General features: G+C 42.9%; 22 protein-coding genes. 6 read left to right on the top strand and 16 right to left on the bottom strand.

Going from position 1 to position 23,216, the window contains the following annotated elements:
- Window position 1: 1 nt before the first annotated feature.
- The 10 genes from mltG to yceD all read right to left on the bottom strand — a co-directional run bounded on the left by mltG (window position 2) and on the right by yceD (window position 8,187).
- Entirely contained in the window at window positions 2–1,024 is a 1,023-nt protein-coding gene (gene mltG, locus LDO73_RS10595) for an endolytic transglycosylase MltG (RefSeq protein WP_224057850.1), read from the bottom strand.
- A 60-nt stretch (window positions 1,025–1,084) separates the two neighbouring features.
- The gene (gene pabC, locus LDO73_RS10600) at window positions 1,085–1,912 is read right to left on the bottom strand and encodes an aminodeoxychorismate lyase (RefSeq protein ID WP_224057851.1); all 828 of its coding nucleotides are present in this window, start codon (window positions 1,910–1,912) and stop codon (window positions 1,085–1,087) included.
- 148 nt (window positions 1,913–2,060) lie between these two features.
- A complete protein-coding gene (fabF, locus tag LDO73_RS10605; RefSeq protein WP_224057852.1) occupies window positions 2,061–3,311 on the bottom strand; it encodes a beta-ketoacyl-ACP synthase II in 1,251 nt (416 codons plus the stop codon).
- A gap of 78 nt (window positions 3,312–3,389) precedes the next feature.
- A complete protein-coding gene (gene acpP / locus LDO73_RS10610) occupies window positions 3,390–3,623 on the bottom strand; it encodes an acyl carrier protein (RefSeq protein WP_006660807.1) in 234 nt (77 codons plus the stop codon).
- 156 nt (window positions 3,624–3,779) lie between these two features.
- Window positions 3,780–4,514 carry a 3-oxoacyl-ACP reductase FabG gene (fabG, locus tag LDO73_RS10615; RefSeq protein WP_132495284.1) on the bottom strand — a complete coding sequence of 245 codons (735 nt, stop codon included), beginning with the start codon at window positions 4,512–4,514 and terminating at the stop codon, window positions 3,780–3,782.
- Window positions 4,515–4,522: 8 nt separating this feature from the next.
- A complete protein-coding gene (gene fabD / locus LDO73_RS10620; RefSeq protein ID WP_224057853.1) occupies window positions 4,523–5,455 on the bottom strand; it encodes an ACP S-malonyltransferase in 933 nt (310 codons plus the stop codon).
- A gap of 18 nt (window positions 5,456–5,473) precedes the next feature.
- Window positions 5,474–6,424: a beta-ketoacyl-ACP synthase III gene (locus LDO73_RS10625; protein ID WP_224057854.1), complete on the bottom strand. Its 951-nt coding sequence runs from the start codon at window positions 6,422–6,424 to the stop codon at window positions 5,474–5,476.
- 3 nt (window positions 6,425–6,427) lie between these two features.
- Entirely contained in the window at window positions 6,428–7,468 is a 1,041-nt protein-coding gene (plsX, locus tag LDO73_RS10630) for a phosphate acyltransferase PlsX (RefSeq protein ID WP_224057855.1), read from the bottom strand.
- A gap of 11 nt (window positions 7,469–7,479) precedes the next feature.
- The gene (gene rpmF, locus LDO73_RS10635) at window positions 7,480–7,650 is read right to left on the bottom strand and encodes a 50S ribosomal protein L32 (RefSeq protein WP_006660802.1); all 171 of its coding nucleotides are present in this window, start codon (window positions 7,648–7,650) and stop codon (window positions 7,480–7,482) included.
- A gap of 12 nt (window positions 7,651–7,662) precedes the next feature.
- Entirely contained in the window at window positions 7,663–8,187 is a 525-nt protein-coding gene (gene yceD / locus LDO73_RS10640; RefSeq protein ID WP_224057856.1) for a 23S rRNA accumulation protein YceD, read from the bottom strand.
- Between the two features lie 142 nt (window positions 8,188–8,329).
- On the opposite strand from yceD, the gene LDO73_RS10645 reads away from it, so the two are divergent.
- Window positions 8,330–8,914: a Maf family protein gene (locus tag LDO73_RS10645; RefSeq protein WP_224057857.1), complete on the top strand. Its 585-nt coding sequence runs from the start codon at window positions 8,330–8,332 to the stop codon at window positions 8,912–8,914.
- A 59-nt stretch (window positions 8,915–8,973) separates the two neighbouring features.
- On the opposite strand, the gene rluC is transcribed toward LDO73_RS10645, so the two are convergent.
- On the bottom strand, window positions 8,974–9,930 hold the full coding sequence (gene rluC, locus LDO73_RS10650) for a 23S rRNA pseudouridine(955/2504/2580) synthase RluC (protein WP_224057858.1): 957 nt from the start codon (window positions 9,928–9,930) through the stop codon (window positions 8,974–8,976).
- Window positions 9,931–10,546: 616 nt separating this feature from the next.
- Here rluC and rne point away from each other — a divergent pair.
- Window positions 10,547–13,774 carry a ribonuclease E gene (rne, locus tag LDO73_RS10655; protein ID WP_224057859.1) on the top strand — a complete coding sequence of 1,076 codons (3,228 nt, stop codon included), beginning with the start codon at window positions 10,547–10,549 and terminating at the stop codon, window positions 13,772–13,774.
- 82 nt (window positions 13,775–13,856) lie between these two features.
- Here rne and LDO73_RS10660 read toward each other — a convergent pair whose 3' ends face one another.
- The 3 genes from LDO73_RS10660 to LDO73_RS10670 are packed head-to-tail and all read right to left on the bottom strand — an operon-like array spanning window position 13,857 to window position 17,559.
- On the bottom strand, window positions 13,857–14,675 hold the full coding sequence (locus LDO73_RS10660; protein ID WP_224057860.1) for a dimethyl sulfoxide reductase anchor subunit family protein: 819 nt from the start codon (window positions 14,673–14,675) through the stop codon (window positions 13,857–13,859).
- A gap of 2 nt (window positions 14,676–14,677) precedes the next feature.
- Window positions 14,678–15,226: a 4Fe-4S dicluster domain-containing protein gene (locus LDO73_RS10665; RefSeq protein WP_224057861.1), complete on the bottom strand. Its 549-nt coding sequence runs from the start codon at window positions 15,224–15,226 to the stop codon at window positions 14,678–14,680.
- A gap of 2 nt (window positions 15,227–15,228) precedes the next feature.
- Window positions 15,229–17,559: a molybdopterin-containing oxidoreductase family protein gene (locus tag LDO73_RS10670; protein ID WP_224057862.1), complete on the bottom strand. Its 2,331-nt coding sequence runs from the start codon at window positions 17,557–17,559 to the stop codon at window positions 15,229–15,231.
- A gap of 204 nt (window positions 17,560–17,763) precedes the next feature.
- Between LDO73_RS10670 and LDO73_RS10675 the strand changes: the two genes are divergently transcribed.
- On the top strand, window positions 17,764–18,453 hold the full coding sequence (locus LDO73_RS10675; protein WP_224057863.1) for an IclR family transcriptional regulator: 690 nt from the start codon (window positions 17,764–17,766) through the stop codon (window positions 18,451–18,453).
- Between the two features lie 56 nt (window positions 18,454–18,509).
- Here LDO73_RS10675 and tmaR read toward each other — a convergent pair whose 3' ends face one another.
- Window positions 18,510–18,842: a PTS system regulator TmaR gene (gene tmaR / locus LDO73_RS10680; RefSeq protein WP_036953053.1), complete on the bottom strand. Its 333-nt coding sequence runs from the start codon at window positions 18,840–18,842 to the stop codon at window positions 18,510–18,512.
- Window positions 18,843–19,130: 288 nt separating this feature from the next.
- On the opposite strand from tmaR, the gene LDO73_RS10685 reads away from it, so the two are divergent.
- From LDO73_RS10685 to sbcB, 3 genes are all read left to right on the top strand, one after another.
- Window positions 19,131–19,445, top strand: a complete 315-nt coding sequence (locus LDO73_RS10685) for a type II toxin-antitoxin system RelE/ParE family toxin (RefSeq protein WP_224057864.1) — start codon at window positions 19,131–19,133, stop codon at window positions 19,443–19,445.
- A gap of 8 nt (window positions 19,446–19,453) precedes the next feature.
- Complete coding sequence (locus LDO73_RS10690) at window positions 19,454–19,771, top strand: addiction module antidote protein (protein WP_224057865.1); 318 nt, start codon at window positions 19,454–19,456, stop codon at window positions 19,769–19,771.
- A gap of 74 nt (window positions 19,772–19,845) precedes the next feature.
- Window positions 19,846–21,285: an exodeoxyribonuclease I gene (gene sbcB / locus LDO73_RS10695; protein WP_224057866.1), complete on the top strand. Its 1,440-nt coding sequence runs from the start codon at window positions 19,846–19,848 to the stop codon at window positions 21,283–21,285.
- A 53-nt stretch (window positions 21,286–21,338) separates the two neighbouring features.
- Here sbcB and dld read toward each other — a convergent pair whose 3' ends face one another.
- A complete protein-coding gene (dld, locus tag LDO73_RS10700) occupies window positions 21,339–23,066 on the bottom strand; it encodes a D-lactate dehydrogenase (protein WP_224057867.1) in 1,728 nt (575 codons plus the stop codon).
- Window positions 23,067–23,216: the final 150 nt, after the last annotated feature.

Consider the following 23,216-nt stretch of genomic DNA (forward strand, 5'->3'; position numbering starts at 1 on the left):
ATCAATTCTTTTGCTCAATTTGTCGGTAAACCTTAACAGCGCGGTTATGGTCATTAAGATTGCGACTAAAAGTATGTCCGCCTGTACCATCGGCGACAAAGTATAAATAATCTGTTTTTGCTGGGTGAGCCGCCGCTTTTATCGAGGCAAGACTCGGCATAGCAATTGGCGTTGGTGGTAAACCATCGATTTTATACGTGTTATACGCGGTGTAGTTATCTAAGTCACTGCGATAAATTTTACCACGATAATTTTCCCCTAACCCGTAGATAACTGTAGGATCTGTTTGTAAGCGCATGTTTTTCTTCAAGCGATTCACAAACACCGAAGCAACCTGAGCGCGTTCGTTATCCACGCCAGTCTCTTTTTCGACAATCGATGCCATGATCAACATTTCATAGGCATTCTTATAGGGTAGATCTTTATCGCGACCTTTCCACTCTTCTTCCACAGCGGCTTGCATGCGTTTATAAGCACGCTTGAGTATCTCAACGTCACTGGTACCCGCTGTGTATAAATAGGTATCAGGGTATAACCAACCTTCGAGATTATCACCCTCTTTAAAATCCAGCATGGCATAAAGCTCAGTTGGCGTTGCATCTTGAGTTTTATGTTGCATATAGGGCGCATCACGCAAAATATTGCTCCAATCAGCCAATTTGTTACCTTCAATAAAGCGAATACTAAATTGCGCTTCTTTACCACTGGTGATCAGCGCTAATAATTGATCCACAGTCATATTTGGCTGTAAGCGATAAGTGCCTGCTTTGAACTGAGCTAATTCGGGGCGCGCTTTTAGAAGAAGCTGGAAATTATGCCCTTCTTCGATAAATTTTTCTTTGATAAGCAACCCTTCTAAGGCCACTCGCCCTGTCCCTGCTGGCACAGTAAAGATAGTTTCTTGGACAATGTTGATAGGCTTCTTCGCATAATCAAGAACTTGACGATATTGTAGATACGCTACAATCGCGCCAATAACCACAAGGACAAAGACAATCAGTGTTATTTTTTTCGCTAATTTCATTATGGGTCACTTAAATGCATTGTTTGTCGATGAATGATAAGAATTAAATCGTTATCGGGTTTAAATTTGTCGCTGTAATAGTAAATACTCAAACAGTTCTCTTGATTGATAACTGATTGTTTTATCTTCTGAAAACCGAATGCTTTTCACTGGTAAAACAGGCATTAATGCATTGCAAATAATGACTTCATCACATTGAGTCAAAATGGCGGGAAAGCGCTCAACTTCTGCCAGATGGTACTGGCTATTATTGAGCTGTGCTATGATCTTTTGTCTCATTAACCCATTGACACCAGAGTGACTAAGAATGGGTGTGTAAACATCACGCCCTATACGCCAAAAAATATTGGCGCTACAGCATTCAACGATGGCACCATTCGTATCTAACACCACGGCCTCATCCAGTTGAGCATCGTCAATCTCTTGGCGGATCAACACTTGCTCTAATCGATTTAAGTGCTTCATACCTGCTAAGAGTGGATTGCGGCTTAATGGAGTTTGGCTGAGCAACAATGATACCCCTTGGCACTGCAATGCTACGTAATGCTTTGGGAAAGGAGAAGCCATCACAATGATTGTCGGATATTCAAATCCTTGCGAGCTATAACCTCGACCGCCCTTACCACGACTTAACACAACCTTCAGCACAAACTCTTCATCAGTTTGTTGTTCACAAACCTTTTCAATATGTCGCGTCAGTTGTGACCAATCTATCGCAGGTAATTTGAGGCGAGCAGAATCTTGCTGTAAGCGTAAAATATGCTTATCTAACATCTTCGCCTGCTGATTTACGCCATGAATAGTCGTAAAGCACCCATCACCAAAGGCGATAGCGCGATCAGTAATATCAATTTGTTGACAAGAAACCCCGTTAACCCAATAAGTCATGACCATTTCTTATAATAAAAGCTGATAAATCAGGCAGTAACATAGTGTGTAATATCATAAACTAAAGCAAAGAGTACTGCAAAAAGAAGGCAAAAATAAAGCCCCAGTATCAAAGACACTGGAGCTTAGAAATGCACAGTATTATTGATTATTCAGCGTTATAGCGACGGAAAATCAATGAGCCGTTAGTACCACCGAAGCCGAATGAGTTACACAGAGCATACTCCATGTTTTCAACTTTACGCGCTTCACCCGGAACAAAATCAAGCTTACAACCTTCATCTGGGTTATCTAAGTTGATTGTTGGTGGAACGATTTGGTCGCATAGAGACAGAATCGTAAAGATAGATTCAACTGCACCCGCAGCACCTAATAGGTGACCAGTCATAGATTTTGTTGAACTAACTAACACATTTGTATCTTCGCCAAATACAGAGATAACCGCTTGTGCTTCCGCTAAGTCACCTGCTGGTGTTGATGTACCGTGAGCATTGATATAGCCAATATCACTTGGCTTAATACCTGCATCATTTAGCGCATTTTTCATCGCTAATGCAGCGCCTTCACCATTTTCTGGTGGTGACGTCATATGGTAAGCATCACTGCTCATACCAAAGCCTGCGATTTCTGCGTAAATTTTCGCGCCGCGTGCTTTAGCGTGTTCGTATTCTTCGAGAATAATGATACCTGCACCATCACCCAGAACAAAACCATCACGGTCTTTATCCCAAGGACGACTTGCTGCTTGTGGGTTATCATTACGTGTCGATAGTGCGCGCGCTGCACCAAAGCCAGCTACACCTAATGGTGTCGTTGCTTTCTCAGTGCCACCCGCAAGCATAACATCAGCATCACCATAGGCTATCATCCGTGCAGCATGTCCAATATTATGAACGCCTGATGTACAAGCTGTTGCAATTGAAATGCTTGGACCACGGAGGCCATACATGATGCTTAAGTGACCAGCAGCCATGTTGATGATTGTCGATGGTACGAAGAATGGGCTAACTTTACGAGGACCACCGTGCATCATAGATTCACAGTTATCTTGAATTAACCCTAACCCGCCAATACCAGAACCAATAGCTAAACCGATACGAGTAGCATTGGCTTCTGTTACTTCCAATCCAGAATCTTTGATGGCTTGATAACCAGCTGCAATGCCATACTGAATGAATGGGTCCATCTTCTTCGCATCTTTGCGAGAGATGTCAAAATCTTCGTAATTGAAATCTTTTACTAAGCCTGCAAATTTAGTTGCGTGGTTAGTAGTATCAAAATGATCAATTAGGCTGATACCACTCTGTCCGCCACAAACAGCTTTCCATGATGAATCAACTGTATTGCCGACAGGAGATAACATGCCAAGTCCGGTTACAACTACACGACGCTTAGACACGTATGTCCTCCAAGGAGGGAATTAGTTACAAAAGAAACATAGGCGATCGAATGATCGCCTAGATAAGTTTTACTGCTATTACTCAGATGCTTTGACGTAGTCAATTGCAGCCTGTACTGTAGTGATCTTTTCAGCTTCTTCGTCAGGGATTTCGCAATCGAACTCTTCTTCCAGAGCCATAACCAGTTCTACTGTGTCAAGAGAATCAGCGCCCAAGTCATCAACAAATGAAGCTGTATTCACAACTTCTTCCTCTTTAACACCCAGTTGTTCAACGATGATTTTCTTAACGCGTTCTTCGATAGTGCTCATACTATTAAAATTCCTATCAAAACTCGCTTTCGCGATGGTTTTCGTAGTTTATGAAATACAGGAAAAGATACAACCCAATCCCGGCTGTGGAAACCATTATTTTGCATAATTTTGCATTAGGCAACACAAAAATATGCAAATGGTTCCCTCATTTCTTTAGATCATGTACATGCCACCATTGACATGCAATGTTTCACCTGTGATGTAAGCAGCTTCGTCAGAAGCTAAAAATGCTACAGCACTGGCAATTTCTTGTGCATCACCCAGTCTATTCGCAGGAACCTGAGATAAAATGCCTGCACGTTGTTCGTCTGTCAATGCCTTAGTCATATCAGTTTCGATAAAACCAGGCGCTACAACGTTAACAGTGATACCACGAGAAGCGACTTCACGAGCTAATGATTTACTAAAACCAATCAGCCCAGCTTTCGCTGCCGCGTAGTTTGTTTGTCCCGCATTCCCCATGACACCCACAACAGATGCAATGGAAATAATTCGCCCACAACGCTTTTTCATCATGGCACGCAAAACGGATTTAGACAAACGGTAAACGGATGAAAGATTCGTGTCAATAATATCTTGCCACTCATCATCCTTCATACGCATCAATAAGTTATCACGCGTAATACCAGCATTATTAACTAAAATATCAATTTCGCCAAATTCCGCACGGATCTGGGTCAATGTTTCTTCAATTGATGCTGGATCTGTCACGTTTAACGCTAAGCCTTTACCTTTCCCATCTAAATAGGCAGTAATCGCTTCCGCGCCTTTTTCGCTTGTTGCAGTACCAATAACGGTCGCACCGCGTGCAGTCAAGGTTAAAGCAATCGCTTTACCGATTCCACGGCTAGCACCAGTTACCAGTGCAATTTTTCCTTCAAAGCTCATTGTCGTCCTCAGATAGTTTCTAAAGCCGAGTCTAATGATACAGGATCATTGACTGCAACGGCAGTTAAATTAGAGACAATTCGCTTGGTTAGACCAGTCAGGACTTTGCCTGGGCCCATTTCAACCAATTGCTCAATACCTTGTTCTGCCATGAATTCGACTGTTTCAGTCCAGCGCACCGGATTATATAACTGGCGCACTAATGCATCACGGATATTTTTCGCAGACGTTTCCATTTTAACATCAACATTATTGATAACAGGATAGGTCGGCTCACAAAATTCAATTTTTTCTAATGCATCAGCTAATTTATCTGCTGCTGGCTTCATTAATGCACAGTGTGAAGGCACGCTAACAGACAGTGGCAATGCTCGTTTTGCGCCCGCTTCTTTACACGCAGCACCTGCACGCTCAACCGCAGCTTTCTCGCCCGCAATAACAACTTGACCTGGTGAGTTAAAGTTCACAGGTGAAACCACCTGACCTTGTGCTGCTTCTTGGCATGCTTTTTCGATAGATTCGTTATCTAAACCGATGATTGCATACATTGCGCCAGTACCTTCAGGAACCGCTTCTTGCATCAGTTTGCCGCGCAGTTCTACCAATTTAATGGCTTGTTTGAAGTCGATAACACCCGCACAAACTAACGCTGAATATTCGCCAAGGCTGTGACCTGCCATCAACGTAGGAATTTTACCATTTTTTGCTTGCCAAACACGGAAGATAGCCACAGACGCGGCTAATAATGCAGGTTGAGTCTGCCATGTTTTATTTAATTCTTCTTCTGGTCCATTTTGAACTAATGCCCAGAGATCGTAACCCAATGCTTCAGACGCTTCAGCGAATGTTTCTTTAACCAGCTGATTTTTTTCTGCTAAATCAGCTAACATTCCTAAAGACTGGGAACCTTGTCCCGGAAATACCATAGCAAATTGTGTCATGTTTGTTTTCTCAGTAAATTAAAAACGAACCAGTGCGGAGCCCCAAGTAAAGCCGCCACCAAATGCTTCTAATAACACTAATTGGCCGCGCTGAATGCGACCATCGCGCACTGCTTCATCGAGTGCTGTTGGGACTGATGCCGCAGAAGTATTTCCATGACGATCCAGCGTTACAACCACTTTATCCATGGTCATATCCAATTTTTTTGCGGTCGCGGAAATAATTCGTAAATTTGCTTGATGTGGTACTAACCAATCAAGTTCTTCTTTTGCAATGTCGTTTTGCGCCAATGTCTCATCGACAATATGGGCTAATTCACGCACAGCAACTTTGAATACTTCGTTACCTGTCATGGATAAATAAGCTTGGTCATCTGAGCAGCGAGCACGGTTTGGTAAGGAGAGTAAGTCCCCATAACGCCCGTCGGCATGCAGATGTGTAGAAATAATACCTGGTTCTTCAGAAGCGCCGATCACCACTGCACCCGCAGCATCACCAAATAGAATAATGGTTCCGCGATCATTCGGGTCTAAAGTTTTAGATAACGCATCCGCACCAATCACCAGTGCTTTCTTAGTCATGCCCGTTTTAACGAACTGATCAGCGATACTGATAGCATAAGTAAAACCAGCACAAGCTGCTGCCACATCAAATGCGGCACAATCATTAATTTCCAGCATTTGCTGAATTTGACACGCTGCGCTTGGGAATGCGTGAGTTGCGGAGGTTGTCGCGACAATAATTAAACCAATTTCACTGCTGTCGACCTGTGCCATTTCCAGCGCATTTTTTGCTGCTTGGAAACCCATTGTGGACACGTTTTCATCGGCAGCTGAAATTCGTCTCTCTTTAATACCCGTACGCGTTACAATCCATTCATCAGAAGTATCAACCATTTTTTCCAGATCAGCATTGGTACGAACTTGCGATGGCAAATAGCTGCCTGTTCCTAATATTTTACTGTGCATAGGTTATTGATCACTCCTGGGTAAAACAATATTAAGTCGAGCTGTTATTCTTTCGGGAACTTGTCGTTCAACAGCCTGTACCGCACGTTCAATTGCGGCTTTAAACGCATTTTCATTCGCTGCGCCATGGCTTTTGATGACAATCCCTTTTAATCCTAACAGAGTCGCGCCGTTATACTGGTCGGGGTTCATATCCCCAAAACGCTTCATTAGCCGTTTTTTCAACCATTTCTTAGCGAGTTGCATAAACCAACCGCTTTTTTTGTTCTCTTCACCGGCTGATCTTAACAATGAAAGAATGACACGAATCACACCTTCCATTGTTTTTAGTGAGACATTACCTGCGAAGCCGTCACACACTAATACATCTGTTTTACCTGTCAGCAACTCGTTGCCTTCAACATAACCAATGTAATTAATTGACGCCGTTTCTTTCAACATAGCGGCGGCTTCGCGGATATTGTCCAGCCCTTTACTCTCTTCTTCACCAATATTGAGTAAAGCGACTTTAGGTTGATTGATGTTGGCAACCTCTTCCGCCATCACTGAACCCATCACAGCAAATTGCACGAGCATTTCACTGCTACAATTTACGTTAGCCCCTAAATCGAGGACAACGGTTTTTCCTTTTTTCTGATTTGGCAAAATGGTCATTAACGCTGGGCGTTCAATGCCTTCAATTGATTTTAACATCAATTTTGCCAAGCCCATCAATGCACCTGTATTACCCGCACTCACGCACGCTTGCGCTTGACCTGTCTTGACTAACTCTAACGCCACTCGCATTGACGTCCCTTTGCTTTGGCGAATTGCGTGGGATGGCTTAGCATCGTTAGCAATGACGTTTTCTGCAGGGATAATTTCGATACGCGAAATTTGCTCCGCACTTTGTTGTGCAAGCAAAGGATGAATGGCTTCGGGTTGACCGACAAGCAGTAATTTTAATGCTGGATTAGATGCCAGTGCCTGCAATGCAGCAGGCACCGTGACGCGGGGACCAACATCCCCGCCCATGGCATCTAACGCGATGGTTAGACTAGCCAAAGTATCAACAATTACTTGCTGATAACCTTACGGCCACGGTAGTAACCATCTGCAGTCACATGGTGACGCAGGTGAGTTTCACCGGAAGTTTTATCTACAGAAACTAGGGTAGCAGTCAGTGCATCATGTGAACGACGCATACCGCGTTTTGAACGAGTTGGTTTATTCTGTTGTACGGCCATTGACCTTACTCCTTAAGTACTTTTCTTTAAACTGGCTAATGCGGCAAATGGATTTGGCTTTTCTACCTCAGGAGGTAGTTGGCCATACACCATGTCCGCCTCGGACACTTCACAGTGTTCAGAATCATGAACCGGAACCACTGGTAAGGATAGAATTATTTCATCTTCTAACATTCCCAGCAAATTTATTTCACCAAATTCATCTACATAAACTGGTTCATATTCTTCCGGTAATGCTTCGGCCTTTTCGTCACTGACGACAGGACTAAAACAATACGATACGTAGACATGATGTTTAAAATCTTTTCTGCAACGTTGGCATTGTAGAGTGACATCTAATTCAGAATGCCCTTCTATCACTGTCAAACGTCGCTTATCAATTTTAAATGATAATTCGGATTTAACATCACTGTCTACACTGACTACTGATTCGGCAATTCGTGTAACTTGCTCAGGTGTGTAACTCCCGACATAGTCGAGGTTTTTCTGAGCTGCACGCTGCGCATCGATAGTCAGGGGTAATTTTACCTTTTGCATAAGGCGCGCATATTAACTTTGTAATGAACTATAGTCAAAGAAAAAGGCGGGATAAACTCGCCTTTTCACCAAAAAATCGCCGGTTAAGCGGATATAGTTTAAAATGAGTTAACCCTTTTGGCTATGAGTTTCGAGAAAAATCATGAAATCAATTATTTTGGCGTCAACCTCTGAATACCGACAAGCCTTACTAAAGAAGCTGGGCATCCCATTTCTCGCCGCTGCGCCGAACGTTGATGAAACGCCTGTACTGCAGGAATCGGCTCAAGCTTTAGTGATGCGCTTATCCCACGAAAAAGCTAAAGCACTGGCTCAACAATACCCTCAACATCTAATCATCGGCTCTGACCAAGTTTGCGTCATTGACGATAAAATAGTCGGAAAGCCACACAATTTTGATAATGCCTTTAAACAACTCAAGGCAGCGTCAGGTCATCGGGTGACTTTTTATACTGGGCTTTGCTTGTTAGATAGTGCGACAGGTAAATTCAATCTTCAGTGCGAACCCTTCGATGTCTATTTTAGACAGCTCACTGATGAAGAAATCACACAATACCTGAATAAAGACGAACCTTATCAATGCGCTGGCAGTTTTAAATCGGAAGGATTAGGCATTAGCCTGTTTGATAAGCTTTCAGGGCGAGATCCAAACACTCTGATTGGTTTGCCGACTATTTTATTGCTGGAGATGTTACGTCAGCATGGAGTCAACCCACTCTTAGACTAAATAATTAAGGTTAGCTAGCCTGCGGGTAGTCGCTAACCTTTATTATCATTATTACTGCATTACTGCGCTTTTTTCGCTCGTAATACTTTCAAGCACTGATTCAAATCGTTATGTAGCGGCGCAACAACTCGCATTTCCTCACCCGTTTTCGGATGAGTGAATTTCAGTGAATACGCGTGCAAGAACAAACGCTTCAGTCCTGTATCTGCTAACTGGCTATCAAATTGCTTATCACCATAACGGTCATCAAACGCAATTGGGTGACCTGCGTGTAAAGTATGTACGCGGATTTGGTGAGTACGTCCCGTTACTGGGCTCGCCTTAACTAACGTTGCATTTTCAAAACGTTCTTCGACTTTAAAACGTGTTTCAGAAGGCTTTCCTTCACTATTGACTCGAACAATACGTTCACCGCTTTGCAAAATATTTTTCAATAACGGAGCTTGCACAACTTTAGTATGTGACTGCCAATTGCCGCGCACTAACGCTAAATAATCTTTTTGCATCTGTTTTAAACGTAACTGCTCGTGAAGCGCACGTAACGCCGAACGTTTTTTAGCGACTAATAAGATACCAGAAGTATCTCTGTCTAAACGATGCACCAGTTCTAAAAAACGGGCCTCTGGACGTAAGGCGCGTAGCCCTTCAATTACGCCGAAACTTAACCCACTGCCACCATGAACCGCGGTACCTGATGGCTTATTGATGACTAAAATGGATTCGTCTTCAAATAGAATGCAATCCGTTAATGCTGCCACCTTATCCAATTTTGCTGAAACAGGTGCAGTTTCACGCTCAGCGACACGCACTGGCGGCACGCGAACTTGATCCCCTTCGAGTAGTTTGTATTCAGGCTTAATTCGCCCTTTGTTGACGCGCACTTCACCTTTACGGATGATGCGATAAATCATGCTCTTAGGAACACCTTTTAACTTGCTCAGCAAGAAATTATCAATGCGTTGCCCTGCTTCGTCATCGCTAATATCAATAAATTGAACTTGGTTTTCTGTTTTCATTCGGGAATGCGTTAACTCTGATTGATGAATAAATAGTCTCACTTACATCGGTATATCATACCGACTCCACGAATTTTTTTATGTTTTTTTTTAAATTGGTCAATTTCTGCATGATTGGCTCAATTTCTTAATAAAATTTCCATATAACTTACGTTGCACTTGCTATAATGCACTTGGCAATGGAATAATAAGCGGTGCCAAGATGTTTAAAAACGAAAATTGGCTTTGCTATGTTAGCTTTAGGTGTTTTCGCACTTTCGGCTATAATTATTTTTAGCTAGTAGAATACAAGTTAGACGTAATACTGTAGGAATTTATTATTTGATGGCGTAACGATGCTGCAATGGCGTAAGACATCTAACTAAATCAAATAAATTAGCGAGCAACGAATTTTAGCTTATTGGGTTGGGAGTCTCCGTTTTCTAAGAAATCTACGGCATCCTGATTAAGAACGCTGAATTTTTAATCTAAAAATCAGGTTCACCGAATACTGCGCGTCTCTATACGAACGACTGCCGAGAGGTAGACGGCTTTGTAAAAATCATGAGGCCATCGGTTTACAGTAGCTCCTTCTTTCGCTGCTCTATTATTTAAAAAATAATGAGTAAGTAATAACATGAAAAGAATGCTAATCAACGCAACTCAACAGGAAGAGTTGCGTGTTGCCCTTGTTGACGGGCAACGACTCTACGACTTGGATATTGAAAGCCCAGGTCATGAGCAAAAAAAAGCCAACATTTATAAAGGTAAAATTACCCGTATTGAACCAAGCCTCGAAGCTGCTTTTGTTGATTATGGCGCTGAAAGACATGGTTTCCTGCCTATCAAAGAAATCGCTCGCGAATACTTTCCTAGCAATTATCACTCCCAAGGTCGTCCTAACATCAAAGATGTGCTGAAAGAAGGCCAAGAGGTTATTGTTCAAGTTGATAAAGAAGAGCGTGGTAACAAAGGTGCAGCCTTAACCACATTCATCAGCTTAGCGGGTAGTTATTTAGTTCTGATGCCAAACAACCCACGTGCCGGTGGTATTTCTCGCCGCATCGAAGGTGAAGACCGTACAGAATTAAAAGAAGCGTTATCTTGCTTAGAAATTCCAGATGGTATGGGGCTAATCGTCCGTACTGCGGGTGTCGGTAAATCAGCAGAATCCCTGCAACAAGATTTACTGTATCGCTTACGCCACTGGGAAGCGATTCAAAAAGCAGCTGAAAACCGCCCTGCGCCGTTCTTAATCCACCAAGAAAGTAATGTGATTGTCCGTGCTTTCCGTGATTATTTACGTCCTGACATCGGCGAAATCCTGATCGATAACCCGAAAGTGGTTGAGATGGCACGTAACCATATCGAAGCGATTGGTCGTGGTGATTTTGCTAGCAAAATTAAACATTATAGTGGCGATGTTCCTCTGTTTAGTCACTATCAAATCGAATCTCAAATCGAATCTGCGTTCCAGCGTGAAGTACGTTTACCTTCTGGCGGTGCGTTAGTTATCGATACAACCGAAGCATTAACGGCTATTGATATCAACTCCTCACGCTCAACCCGTGGTGGTGATATCGAAGAGACTGCATTCAATACTAACCTTGAAGCGGCTGACGAAATTGCACGTCAATTACGTTTACGTGACTTAGGTGGGCTGATTGTTATCGACTTTATCGATATGACCCCAGTTCGCCACCAACGTGAAGTTGAAAACCGCCTACGTGAAGCTGTTCGCCAAGACCGAGCTCGTATTCAAATCGCGCGCATTTCACGCTTTGGTCTGTTGGAAATGTCTCGTCAGCGTCTTAGCCCATCTCTGGGTGAGTCGAGTCATCACGTCTGCCCACGCTGTACAGGTACGGGGACTATCCGTGATAACGAATCGCTGTCACTGTCAGTATTACGTTTAATCGAAGAAGAAGCACTGAAAGAAAATACCCATGAAGTGCATGCGATTGTCCCTGTGCAAATCGCATCTTATCTATTAAATGAAAAACGCCAAGCCGTCACGGAAATTGAGCAACGTCAGCGTAACGTGCGCGTTGTGATTGTTCCAAATGACCAGATGCAAACGCCTCACTTCCACGTCATCCGCATCCGTAAAGGTGAAGAAGTTCAAACCCTGAGCTACAACTTAGCCCAGTATCATGAAGCTGAAACTTTAAACCACGGTGAAGAAACGACAACTGAGCGTAAAATACCTGAGCAACCTGCTATTTCAGCATTTGCACTGCAAGAGCCCGTTGAAGCTCCTGCACTGAAACCAAAAGAAGCCCCGGCTAAAGCGCCTGTTCGCGAAAAAGTGGATGAGCAACCTAAAGCTGGTTTATTTAGCAAAATTGCTGCTTTCTTTAAAGGTCTCTTTGCTGAAGAAGAAAAAGCAGTTGAAAAGCCGGCACAGAAACCACGTCAGAATAACAATGACCGTCGCCGTAATAATGATCGTCGTCGCAATAATAACGACCGCCGTAATAACAATCGTCGCGATCGCGATGATAATTACGAAAATCGTGATAACCGCGACAATCGTGATAACCGCGACAATCGTGACAATCGTAATAATCGCAATGCACAATCTGAAGATGCTGCAAACCGCAACAAGGGACGTAATAACAAGAATACGACCCCAGTTGAAGAGCAAACAACGGACAGTGCAAACCACGAAAATCAGCAGCAACGTCGTGATCAACGTGCAGAGCGTCGCCGTCGTCAAGATGAAAAACGTCAACAACAAACTGCAAAAACGCAGCAAGATAACCAGCAAACCGCTGTTGATAATGCTGCTGTAGAAAAAGATGAAGAAGAACAACGTCCTGTTGCTCCTCGTCGTCAACGCCGTCAATTAACACAAAAAATTCGTGTGACTGACAATGACCAAGCAGCAGAAACGTCAATAGTTACTGATACCGCTGTTGTTGCAGAAAACTCTACAGCACCGATTGCAGCATTACCTGCAGCAGTGAATGTTGAGAAAAAACAGTCTCATGTTTCTCTGGACGAAGATGATAACTTAGCGACTAACACTGAACAATTGGATGATGATGAAAAACAAGATACCATCATTCCACGCCGTTCTCGTCGTTCACCACGTCATCTGAGAGTGAGTGGTCAGCGTCGTCGCCGTTACCGTGATGAGCGTCATTTGAATAAATCACCAATGCCTTTAGCGGCGGCAGTAGCCTCCCCTGAATTAGCCTCTGGTAAAGTATTTATTCGCTACCCAGTCGTTCAGCCTCAACAAGAAAGCATGGCTATCATGACCAATGAAGAGATGCTGGAACAACAAAATACGGTTCAAGCACCTGTAGTTGCTGCACCGATTGAACATGTTGAAGTAAAAGCGGAACACATTGACGTACCCGTAGTTACTGACGCTATCGTTGAGACGCCAAAAGCAGAAACTGAAACTAGCGTTGTTGTTGAAAATACGACGGTTGAAGCCGCAACAGTGGAAAGCGATGTTGTTGAAAATGATGTTGTTCAAAATGTAGCAGCAGACATTATCGAAGAGACAAAATCAGAAGTCACTGAAACGCTGGTTGAAGCTCCTATCGTTGAAGAGGTCAAAACTGTTGTTGAACCTGTCGTTGCAGATATGGTGATTGAAACTGCAGTTACCGCAGCAGTAGTTGTTGAAACTGCCGTGATTGAACCTGCTCCAACAGCAAATGCGGTTAACTTACATAAGCGCCATGCATACTCACCAATGACGAAAGCCCCAGCACCTGCTGTAATGGCTTCTGACTTTGAAATTAAAGAGTATCAACGTGAGCCATCAACCTTTGAACCTAAAGGTGCAGGTGGTCATGTAGCCGCCAATGTTGCGACATCAGAAATGGCAAAACCCGCTAGTTTCTAATACGCTACAACATTAAGTATCAAAGCCTTGCTAGGAAACTAGCAAGGCTTTTTTATCACTACAATTCGTATATAGTAATAATTTAAAACCAAGGTGCCTGAATCATCACCGAGCCATAAAACAGTGCGCGGCCTGCGAGTTCACCACTAAATATACCCAGCATCGCCAATGCAATAAAAATAGCTGATGGCTGTTTTCCCTTATACCCTCTCATCGCAACAATGCAAGGCAATAGCATGCTCATCACCACCTGCCACCAAAGCAAATAACTTCCCCCTTGGCTTGCAGGTAATTGTAAGCGAGTAATTTGAGCCCCTAATACTAATGCAATCCCTACCAGCACACCCATTTTGATAACTGATGGAACGGGTTTTCCTTGTCCAATGATTAATACAGTAATGAGACTAAAACCCAGGACTATTGCACTACCAATGAACGCGATTTGTGTCGCAGGGGTATGCCATAATGGATGCGCAACCATTTGGTAATATACTTGCGCCGTCACAAAAATAGCCGCAACGCCACCAATAGCACTTAACCAGCCGAGTAACTGATTACGCACATTGACTTGAGGGGATAGCCAACATGACAGCGCCCAAAGAGTCACGACACCGTTTAATAATACAAATGTCACCGCTTCACGGCTCAGCCACGAATGACTTAGTCCAAGAACAGAACGATAGGCTTCAAAAGGTACCCCTAAATGCCCCATTGACATCGATGAGCCAATCGCTTCAATCAACCAAATCAATATGACCACACGGCGTAGCATAGCCCCTGAGAGTAGATTCTGTTTACTTGCTTTCATTTGGTAAATAGTTAATGCGAGGACTGCACCAATTCCCCACTGACTCATCACTGTAAAAAACACCAGCGGGAGCTCCATATGTTTAATATCCATGATTAGTCCTCCATACCAATGATGACAATATTCGGGTTGCTTATCGTGTGGTCAGGCATGTTGTAACTCTGTTCCAATACACTCCAGTTAGTGGTGTGTTTCTTGCGTAATTCATTAATATCACCAAATTCGATAGCACCTGTAGGGCAAGATTCCACACATCTTGGTAGCAAGCCCTCATCAAGTCGTTCTGCACACATGTTGCACTTGCTGGTTTTGCCTTCAGCTGGGTCAAAAACAGGAGCATGATATGGGCATGCCATGATACACATCTGGCATCCAATACACTTTTCATGATCTTGAACGACGATACCATCGGCACGCTTAGTGTACGTATTCGCAGGGCAGACTTTTAAGCATTGAGGATCATCACAGTGATTACATGACATCGTGATAAATGCTTGTGTATTGGGCGAGTCACCGTTGAATTCTCGAACTCGACGCCACAACACGCCTGGAGGGGTTACATTTTCGGATTTACATGCCATGGAGCAAGTTCGGCAGCCATAACAATCCTTCGTATTAATTAAAAAACCATATTGCTTTACCATGACTATGCCTCCCTTCTCACATCAACCAACGTACTATTACAACAATGCCCAGTACCTAAATGCTCAACTTGGTCATTGGTCACGTGGCTGCTGCTTCCCCCTTGCTGTTCCCACCAACCATTATCTAAAGAAATGACTCCCTTTTTGATATGCATTGTCACAACTGCAATAGCTCGATGCTCACCGCGGTCATTGAACGCAATAGCCCATTCCCCATCTTTGATATCTCGCACTTTCGCATCTTCTGGGTGAATCAATACGTTAGGTTGGTTGCGGTGTATTTCTAGAATCCATTCATTCATGCCATGGCTAGAGTGGACGCTCCGAGCCAACTTTCTTTGCACGGCCATTAATGGGTATTTTTTAGCCAGCTCAGGGGAGCCTTGGACCGATTCCGTCACCTGATAGTAAGAAACGACGGGAGAAAACGTTTTCTTTTGCCACTCTTCAATAAAAAAATGGGCTTTTTTGGTAGATGTCCTAAATACGCCATCTTTGAATGGGATCCAGTCACCCTCAACTGGGCGAACAGGGCCTTTGGCCAACATTTGGCGAGTAATGCCAGAACCTTCTAAACATGTGTCAATGTAGTGTTCAATGGGTTTATTAAATACATCGCCAAAGCCAAAACGCTCCGCTAATTGCGCGAAGATCCAATAATCAGGTTTAGCTTCACCGACTGGTTCGACAGCTTTCTCCATCAATTGTACATACTGACTACGTACCCCAGCCATCAAGCTAGTATCTTCAAAAATTGTCGTTACGGGTAAAACTAAATCCGCATACAATGCCGTTGAGCTCATTAAGTTATCCGCAACAACCACAAATGGAACTTTTTTGAGCGCTTCACGGACTTTGTTTGTATTGGGGAGCTGGGTCATAACCCCCATTGTCATGATCCACCAAAAATTAATTGGATGCGGCTGCTCATTAACAATGTACTCGCCGACCTTAGATACAGGGATTGGTGGAATATTTTTAGCATTGGGAGCAGGCGGAACGATTGGGCTGAATTTTGCCATCTGCCGAGCGCCACCTGCATCACAGACACCGGCACCACGTTTACCAATATTTCCGGTTAACAGTGCGAGATAGAACTGGCTAGCAGCAACGTAAGTACCATACTCAGTTCGTTGCGCTCCAGACATATTTTGTACAATCATCGATGGCGTTAACGATGAATAGTCCCGAGCAAGACGCACTATAGTTTCAGCTGGCACATCGGTTTCTTTGGAAACACGTTGAACATCCCACCCTTTTGCTTGTTGATAGATCTGTTCAAAAACAGTGGTGAATCCAAAATCTTGAGGTAATTCATGCTGGTGAAGTGCAGGTTTAATGCCAGCAAGGTCATGACGAACTGGCTTTTGACTTATTAAATCAAAGACCAGATAACTGTCCTTATCATTGTTATCTTCCCTAATTTGTTGTTGATGCGAATCAACAAGATAGACAGCCCCAGTATGTACCCGTAGAAAATCCTCATCAATTCGATTCTCTTCAATAATGATTTTAATCATACCTAAGGCGAGCGCAGTATCTGTCCCAGGAATGATTGGTATCCATTCATCGGCTTTTGCCGCCGTTTCATTAAAACGAGGATCAATAACAACCAGTCTCGCGCCATTTTTCCGCGCCTGATTATAATTTTTAAAATAGGCTTGCATCGTCACGGCGGGGTTATTTCCCCAACACAGAATATAGCGGCTATCCGCAATCGTATCGCGAGTGTCTGCATAACGTAAACCAAGCATTGGGATCATCGCTGCGGTAACTGCCGAACAACATAACGATCCCGCTTGTTTAGTAGAACCGCCTAAATAATCAAAAAATGCCTTACCCATATCATTTTTAATCGAATCCATGTTCCCTGCATGGGTTGATATGAATAATCCTTCATTACCATATTTATCAATGGTTTCTCGGATATTTTTTTCAATAAGATCCAACGCTTGATCCCATGAGATAGGCTTAAACTCAGCTTTCCCTTTCTCACCAACTCTGAGTAATGGTGTGGTGATCCGTTCTGCATGGTATACCCATTTAGTTCTGCTCATTCCTCGCAAGCAGCACTTCACGTTAAAACCTTCCGTCGCTTGTATTTTCATCAACTTACCTTGATAGGTATAAGCGGTCAGGTTGCAGTGCAAACACTCCATCGCACAAGTTGAACGAAATGTTTTGTAGTCGGAGAGCCTTAAACGAACTCGAGGTAAAGGCCGATTATTGTTGGCTTGCACAAATGCGCTCGGCGCTATCGTCGCCAAGCCCACGACACCAATTCCCTTGAGTAAAGTTCGGCGATTTAATCGCAATTCATCGTAAATTTTCATTATGGTAAACCTCAACATTGCTTTTAATTTAGTTCACCATATGTATACAGCATTCACAATTAGTGAACTTGCTTCATGTCAAAGTTACTCTTACTTGATCCGAAATTTACCCATGATCGTTATCGTGCTTTCCCCTATATAGGTTATTAGTTCCTACTCCTAACTCATGGTAAAATCAGCGGTCTAGATAAAACGAGGTTATGTATGACTACACTGCAAGGTGTTAATTCTGTTGATATCGCTGTAAATATTCTTAATTTCATCGCACAAAATGGTGGCATTGCGCGTGCGGCTGATATTTCCAAAGGCTGCGATATATCGAAAAGTCGCTTACATAAATATTTAGTTTCGTTATGTCGGACTCAAATGCTTTATCAAGATGTACAAACCAGCCGTTATGGTTTGGGGCCAAATTTGTCATTCTTAGCCAGTTTTGTTGCAACAGAAGGGTCAATTGTTGAGGTAATAAACCAAAGTTTGGTCCATTTTCGTGATACACAGAATGTTTCCACGGGACTCGCTATTCGTATTGGTAAAACATTATCCTTGGTAAAATACAATCGTAGCTTTAAAAATGTCGAAATTGATTTTCTCCCCAATACCCCTTTACCCATTGATAAAAGTGCAGCAGGTTTAATTTATTGTGCATTTGATAAACAATTTACAACACATCCATTTTCTGATGACGAGCTGAATCATATTATTCAACAAGGCTATGCGATTCGTTATTTACCCACAGAAGGTATCCCAGGAGCACAATCTATTGCTTGCCCGATATTCAATCAACAAGGCGAATTAGTCGCCGCAGCGATTACCATGGGCTTTATTGAAAAAGATGAAATGAGCAGATTAGCAAGCTTATTAATCAAACAAATTCGTACTATAACGTTATGATTTAAATAAAAAAGCTGAGACATGCTCAGCTTCTTTAACATCAAATTAGGTGATAATTACTTAGTTTCAGGTCGCGCCAGTTCACCCATCTCTTTAAGCTTTTTAGAGATCTCACGACGCTCTTTGGACAACTCAGCATTCTTAATGATGTAATCATCGATACGATCATCATAGTCGCTACGCATGTTTGCAATGATGCCATGGATATCATCAATGGACATGCCTGGTTTGATATACTCACTCAGGTTATCTAACAGCAGAACACGCTTTTGGTTATCACGAATTTTCTTTTCGTTATCCGTGATTTCGCGACGAATTTTATTTTTACGGCGAAACATACGCACAAATTCCAGTACATTTTGGAAAGTTGGTTTGTTAGCGTTGTCCATGTTTAAAATCCCCTATTCAATAGTCAAAATGTATTGTCTATTAACACAATACCTTCTTCTAGGGTCACCTTACAAGATGCATTCACTATTTTATTGATTTGAATTTAATGATTTGCATTGCAAATGCATCTTTAGACCTTAATTTGCGAGCGTGCTCGTAAGCTATTTATATACAGACAAACTTCCTCCATTAAATTCCGCCTGTTTTATTAATCAATGTTAGTAATAACGTTCTTCACTGAAACAAAACACTTGAACATTGTAGCCTATAAGATACCATGAGGACATATGCGTATAATCTGGCATTATTTAACCACGGATGGTAAAGATCCATGCTCAAATTTCATCGATAAAATCAAAGACCCAATTGCTCGAATTAAAGTGGTCTTGCGTCTTAACCAACTCGCTAAGGGAAATTTAGGGAAACATAAATATTGTCGAAATGGAGTATGGGAGTTAAAAATTGACCAAGGACCAGGATATCGAGTCTATTACAGCTTAGTTAGAGACGAGATTATTTTACTGCTTTTAGCGGGTACGAAAAAAACACAGCAAGCAAATATTGGTATCGCAATTCAGAATCTAACCGACTATTTAAGGTAGGAACAAATATGGCTAAATCTCGATTACATGACGATGCAGTGGTTGAAATGCTACGCAAAGATCCAACTCTCATCCCAATTTACCTACAGCAAGCCTTTGTACAGATTGATGAAGATGGCGGGCAAGCCGCATTTTTATTAGCTTTACGCCATATTATTGAAGCTCGAGGAGGGATGGCAGATATAGCCGAACAGTCCGGCTTATCCCGAGAAACTCTCTATCGAACATTATCCCCGACAGGAAACCCCACATTAAAAACACTACGCAGTATCATTAATGCAACTGGAATACCATTTTCTTCACTCGCGACGCTATCCTCCACATAAGTTTAGATTTTCTGCTAGATGGTTTACCATAGCCTCAAGCCGTTATACGTTTGCATTACTCACCTAAATCGACGATGGATCTCATTTTGAAAAATAAGCATAATCAGCCGACCTTCTTTATTCATGACTATGAAACATTTGGTAAGCATCCGGCACTGGATCGTCCTGCGCAATTTGCGGGTGTGCGGACAGACTTAGATTTCAATATCATCGATGAACCTGAAGTATTTTACTGCAAACCTACGGATGATTATCTTCCTCAGCCAGAAGCGGTAATGATAACCGGCATTACCCCGCAAATCGCGATGGCCAACGGCGTGAATGAAGCGGAATTTGCGAAACGCATTCATAACGCATTCAGCGTACCTAACACCTGCATTATGGGTTACAACAATATCCGCTTTGATGATGAAGTGACGCGAAATATTTTCTATCGTAACTTTTATGACCCTTATGCCTATAGCTGGCAGCAAGGTAATTCTCGCTGGGATTTATTGGATGCATTACGCGCTTGCTTTGCATTACGCCCTGAAGGGATCAACTGGCCAGAAAATGATGACGGGCTACCTAGCTTGCGCCTTGAACATCTAACCAAAGCTAACGGCGTTGTCCATGAAAATGCCCATGATGCGATGTCTGACGTTTTAGCGACCATTAATATGGCTAAGTTACTGAAACAGGCGCAGCCCCGTATGTTTGATTACTTCTATCAGCTGCGAAATAAAAACAAAGTTAATCAGCTAATCGACATCGTAGATATGACCCCGTTAGTTCATGTATCGGGGATGTTTGGTGCGGTACGCTCTTATGTTAGCTTAGTTGCCCCTCTCGCCTGGCACCCTGAGAATAAAAACGCGGTGATTATGTGCGACCTGTCTGCCGACATGTCGCCGCTTCTAACGTTAAATGCGGATGAACTGCGTGAGCGCTTATACACACCGAAAGCCGAATTAGGTGACGAGCTACCCGTCCCAGTTAAACTGGTACATATAAATAAATGCCCAATCCTTGCCCCTGAGAAGACCTTGCGAACAGTGGATGCTGAACGTACAGGCATTGACCGTGACCTGTGCATGCGTAATTTAGAATTATTGCGTAAGAATCCTGATGTGCGGAATAAATTGATTGAGCTGTTCAGCGTTGCCCAACAATTTCAAGAGTCAAATGACGTGGATAGTCAAATCTATAATGGCTTTTTCAGCCCATCTGATCGCTCTACGATGGACATTATTCGCGAAACGCCACCCCAAAATTTACCGGCATTAGATCTTAGCTTCGAAGATAAGCGAATGAAGGCGCTATTTTTCCGTTATAAGGCACGCAATTTCCCTGCGACACTCTCTTATGATGAGCAACAGCGTTGGTTACAGCATCGCCGCGATTATTTTACTGAAAGCCGTTTAACGGATTATCTACAGCAAATTAAATTACTCATGGAAGTTCATCATGAAGATGAAAAACGCTGTCAGCAATTAAAAGCCTTAGTGAACTATGCCGCAGAATTAGCAAGTTGATAGTCAGTGATAGAAATTCAAATGGGCAGAAACCTGCCCATATTTATTATCTTTTAGTGGTCACAACCACAATCCCCTTCCCAATGTTTCCGTTTAGTGGTCTTTCCAAGACCTGGATTCATGGTGTTTGTTGGGTCGGACTCTTTATAAAATGATTTCAATTGTTCCGGCGCTTTATACAAATGCCCAACGTTATGCTCTGCTGGGTACTGAGCACCTCGCGCATCCAGTAATTCCAACATTTTTTGCTTCAGCTCTTTCGGGTCTACGCCTTTTTTCAAGACATAATCTTGATGCATTACGTGGCACATAAAATGTCCACAATATAATTTATGCACAATCAGATTTTCAATTTCTGGTGGTAGTTTTTCAAACCAATCGCGGTCATTACGTCTTAGAGCGATATCTAATGGTAAAACATCCTCCACATCATTACTGTGCACAGCATGATAGCGAACCGCTGAACCTGCGGCGGCAAAGCGATGTAGGAATGCTTTTGCCCCTTCTTCTGGTGTGCATTCAAAATAGCCGCCATCGGCTTTGGCGAAGAAAGATTTCAACCAGACTTTGGCTTCATCAATACCGTCTCCCGCCATTTTAAGCATTAAATGGTGCTCATACTGGTCACGGAACTGTTTCATACGAGGAGGTAGATGAGAAGGCCACAGTTTGCTTAACAACTGCATGGTGCGGTCAATTAAGTTTGATGGCAGCAGTGGCACTTTATTCAATACCGCATCCATTCGCCCTTTAATGGTAAAGAATGTTGGCATTTTGTCGGTACCAAATTTATCTATCATTAAGAACGTATCTTTGCCATAAATCTCTGCAATATCAAAACAGCCACGGTGCATATACTCACCCGCAACAGGTAAGTTTTCAAATTCGCTCAAGATATGCCGACGAATGTCTTCTAGGACATCTGGATTGTTCGACCCAATATAGAAAACTTGTGTGGCTTTGTCCGCAGGGAAAGTGTCTAAGCGAACAGCGAAAACAGCCAGCTTACCGGCACAGCCTGAAGCTTCAAATAACCGACGCTCGTCCGCATTAAAGCGCGATGGTGTGTCTGCGTCGACATCACGCACACGTTCTGCGTAATCATGATCCGATGCCAATTTTTCGCTATTTTCGATATCTTCGCTGCTATAGCGGCGATTTTGTAAGTTGGTTAAGACTTCTTCTGGGGTTTTCCCCAATTCGATACCTAAATGGTTTACCAGCTCAACTTTGCCATCTTCATTGATGCGTCCATATAAGGCCAACTCAGTATAAGCAGGACCACGACGTACAAGGGATCCACCAGAACTATTACAAATTCCCCCCACAACGGAAGCACCAATGCATGAGGAGCCAATTAAGGAGTGCGGTTCACGCCCCAGAGGTTTGAGAATTTTTTCGAGGTCATAAAGCGTGCTGCCCGGCATCGCGACCACTTGGTTGAATTCAGGTAACACTTGAATTTGGTTTAGGCGTAGCGTGCTGATAATGACGATATCGCGATCATAATCATAACCGCTTGGGGTTGAGCCTTCGGTGAGCCCCGTGTTTGCCGCTTGCATGATCACAATTTTGTCAGCTTCGACACAGGCTTTAAATACATACCACTGTTCGAGTAACGTGGTTGGGAATACAACAGCAATGGCATCACCCACTCCTGAGCGGAAGCCTTTGCGATAACGTTCAGTTTTATGGGGTTCGGTAAGGATATTTTTTTTGCCAACAATGTTCCTGAGTGTGAGTAATAATCGTTGGTTCTCAGGATTTTTCACATCATTCATCTCATGCCTTCCTGTCAGGGTCTTGTCATTAAACCCATCCACAATATCACATAAGATTAATATGTTAAGAAATTATTAATACCCTTTAGAAACAAAAACAGCACCCAAAGGCGCTGTGTTTATTAGTCTTCAATTTCAGTTCGCAGTTCG

The organism is Providencia alcalifaciens (assembly GCF_915403165.1).
Lineage (GTDB): Bacteria > Pseudomonadota > Gammaproteobacteria > Enterobacterales > Enterobacteriaceae > Providencia > Providencia alcalifaciens_C.

Coding starts and splice junctions, on each gene's coding strand:
- mltG (WP_224057850.1), bottom strand. CDS start 1,024: ATGAAATTAGCGAAAAAAATAACACTGATTGTCTTTGTCCTTGTGGTT.
- pabC (WP_224057851.1), bottom strand. CDS start 1,912: ATGACTTATTGGGTTAACGGGGTTTCTTGTCAACAAATTGATATTACT.
- acpP (WP_006660807.1), bottom strand. CDS start 3,623: ATGAGCACTATCGAAGAACGCGTTAAGAAAATCATCGTTGAACAACTG.
- fabG (WP_132495284.1), bottom strand. CDS start 4,514: ATGAGCTTTGAAGGAAAAATTGCACTGGTAACTGGTGCTAGCCGTGGA.
- fabD (WP_224057853.1), bottom strand. CDS start 5,455: ATGACACAATTTGCTATGGTATTTCCGGGACAAGGTTCCCAGTCTTTA.
- LDO73_RS10625 (WP_224057854.1), bottom strand. CDS start 6,424: ATGCACAGTAAAATATTAGGAACAGGCAGCTATTTGCCATCGCAAGTT.
- rpmF (WP_006660802.1), bottom strand. CDS start 7,650: ATGGCCGTACAACAGAATAAACCAACTCGTTCAAAACGCGGTATGCGT.
- yceD (WP_224057856.1), bottom strand. CDS start 8,187: ATGCAAAAGGTAAAATTACCCCTGACTATCGATGCGCAGCGTGCAGCT.
- LDO73_RS10645 (WP_224057857.1), top strand. CDS start 8,330: ATGAAATCAATTATTTTGGCGTCAACCTCTGAATACCGACAAGCCTTA.
- rluC (WP_224057858.1), bottom strand. CDS start 9,930: ATGAAAACAGAAAACCAAGTTCAATTTATTGATATTAGCGATGACGAA.
- rne (WP_224057859.1), top strand. CDS start 10,547: ATGAAAAGAATGCTAATCAACGCAACTCAACAGGAAGAGTTGCGTGTT.
- LDO73_RS10660 (WP_224057860.1), bottom strand. CDS start 14,675: ATGGATATTAAACATATGGAGCTCCCGCTGGTGTTTTTTACAGTGATG.
- LDO73_RS10665 (WP_224057861.1), bottom strand. CDS start 15,226: ATGGTAAAGCAATATGGTTTTTTAATTAATACGAAGGATTGTTATGGC.
- LDO73_RS10670 (WP_224057862.1), bottom strand. CDS start 17,559: ATGAAAATTTACGATGAATTGCGATTAAATCGCCGAACTTTACTCAAG.
- LDO73_RS10675 (WP_224057863.1), top strand. CDS start 17,764: ATGACTACACTGCAAGGTGTTAATTCTGTTGATATCGCTGTAAATATT.
- tmaR (WP_036953053.1), bottom strand. CDS start 18,842: ATGGACAACGCTAACAAACCAACTTTCCAAAATGTACTGGAATTTGTG.
- LDO73_RS10685 (WP_224057864.1), top strand. CDS start 19,131: ATGCGTATAATCTGGCATTATTTAACCACGGATGGTAAAGATCCATGC.
- LDO73_RS10690 (WP_224057865.1), top strand. CDS start 19,454: ATGGCTAAATCTCGATTACATGACGATGCAGTGGTTGAAATGCTACGC.
- sbcB (WP_224057866.1), top strand. CDS start 19,846: ATGGATCTCATTTTGAAAAATAAGCATAATCAGCCGACCTTCTTTATT.
- dld (WP_224057867.1), bottom strand. CDS start 23,066: ATGAATGATGTGAAAAATCCTGAGAACCAACGATTATTACTCACACTC.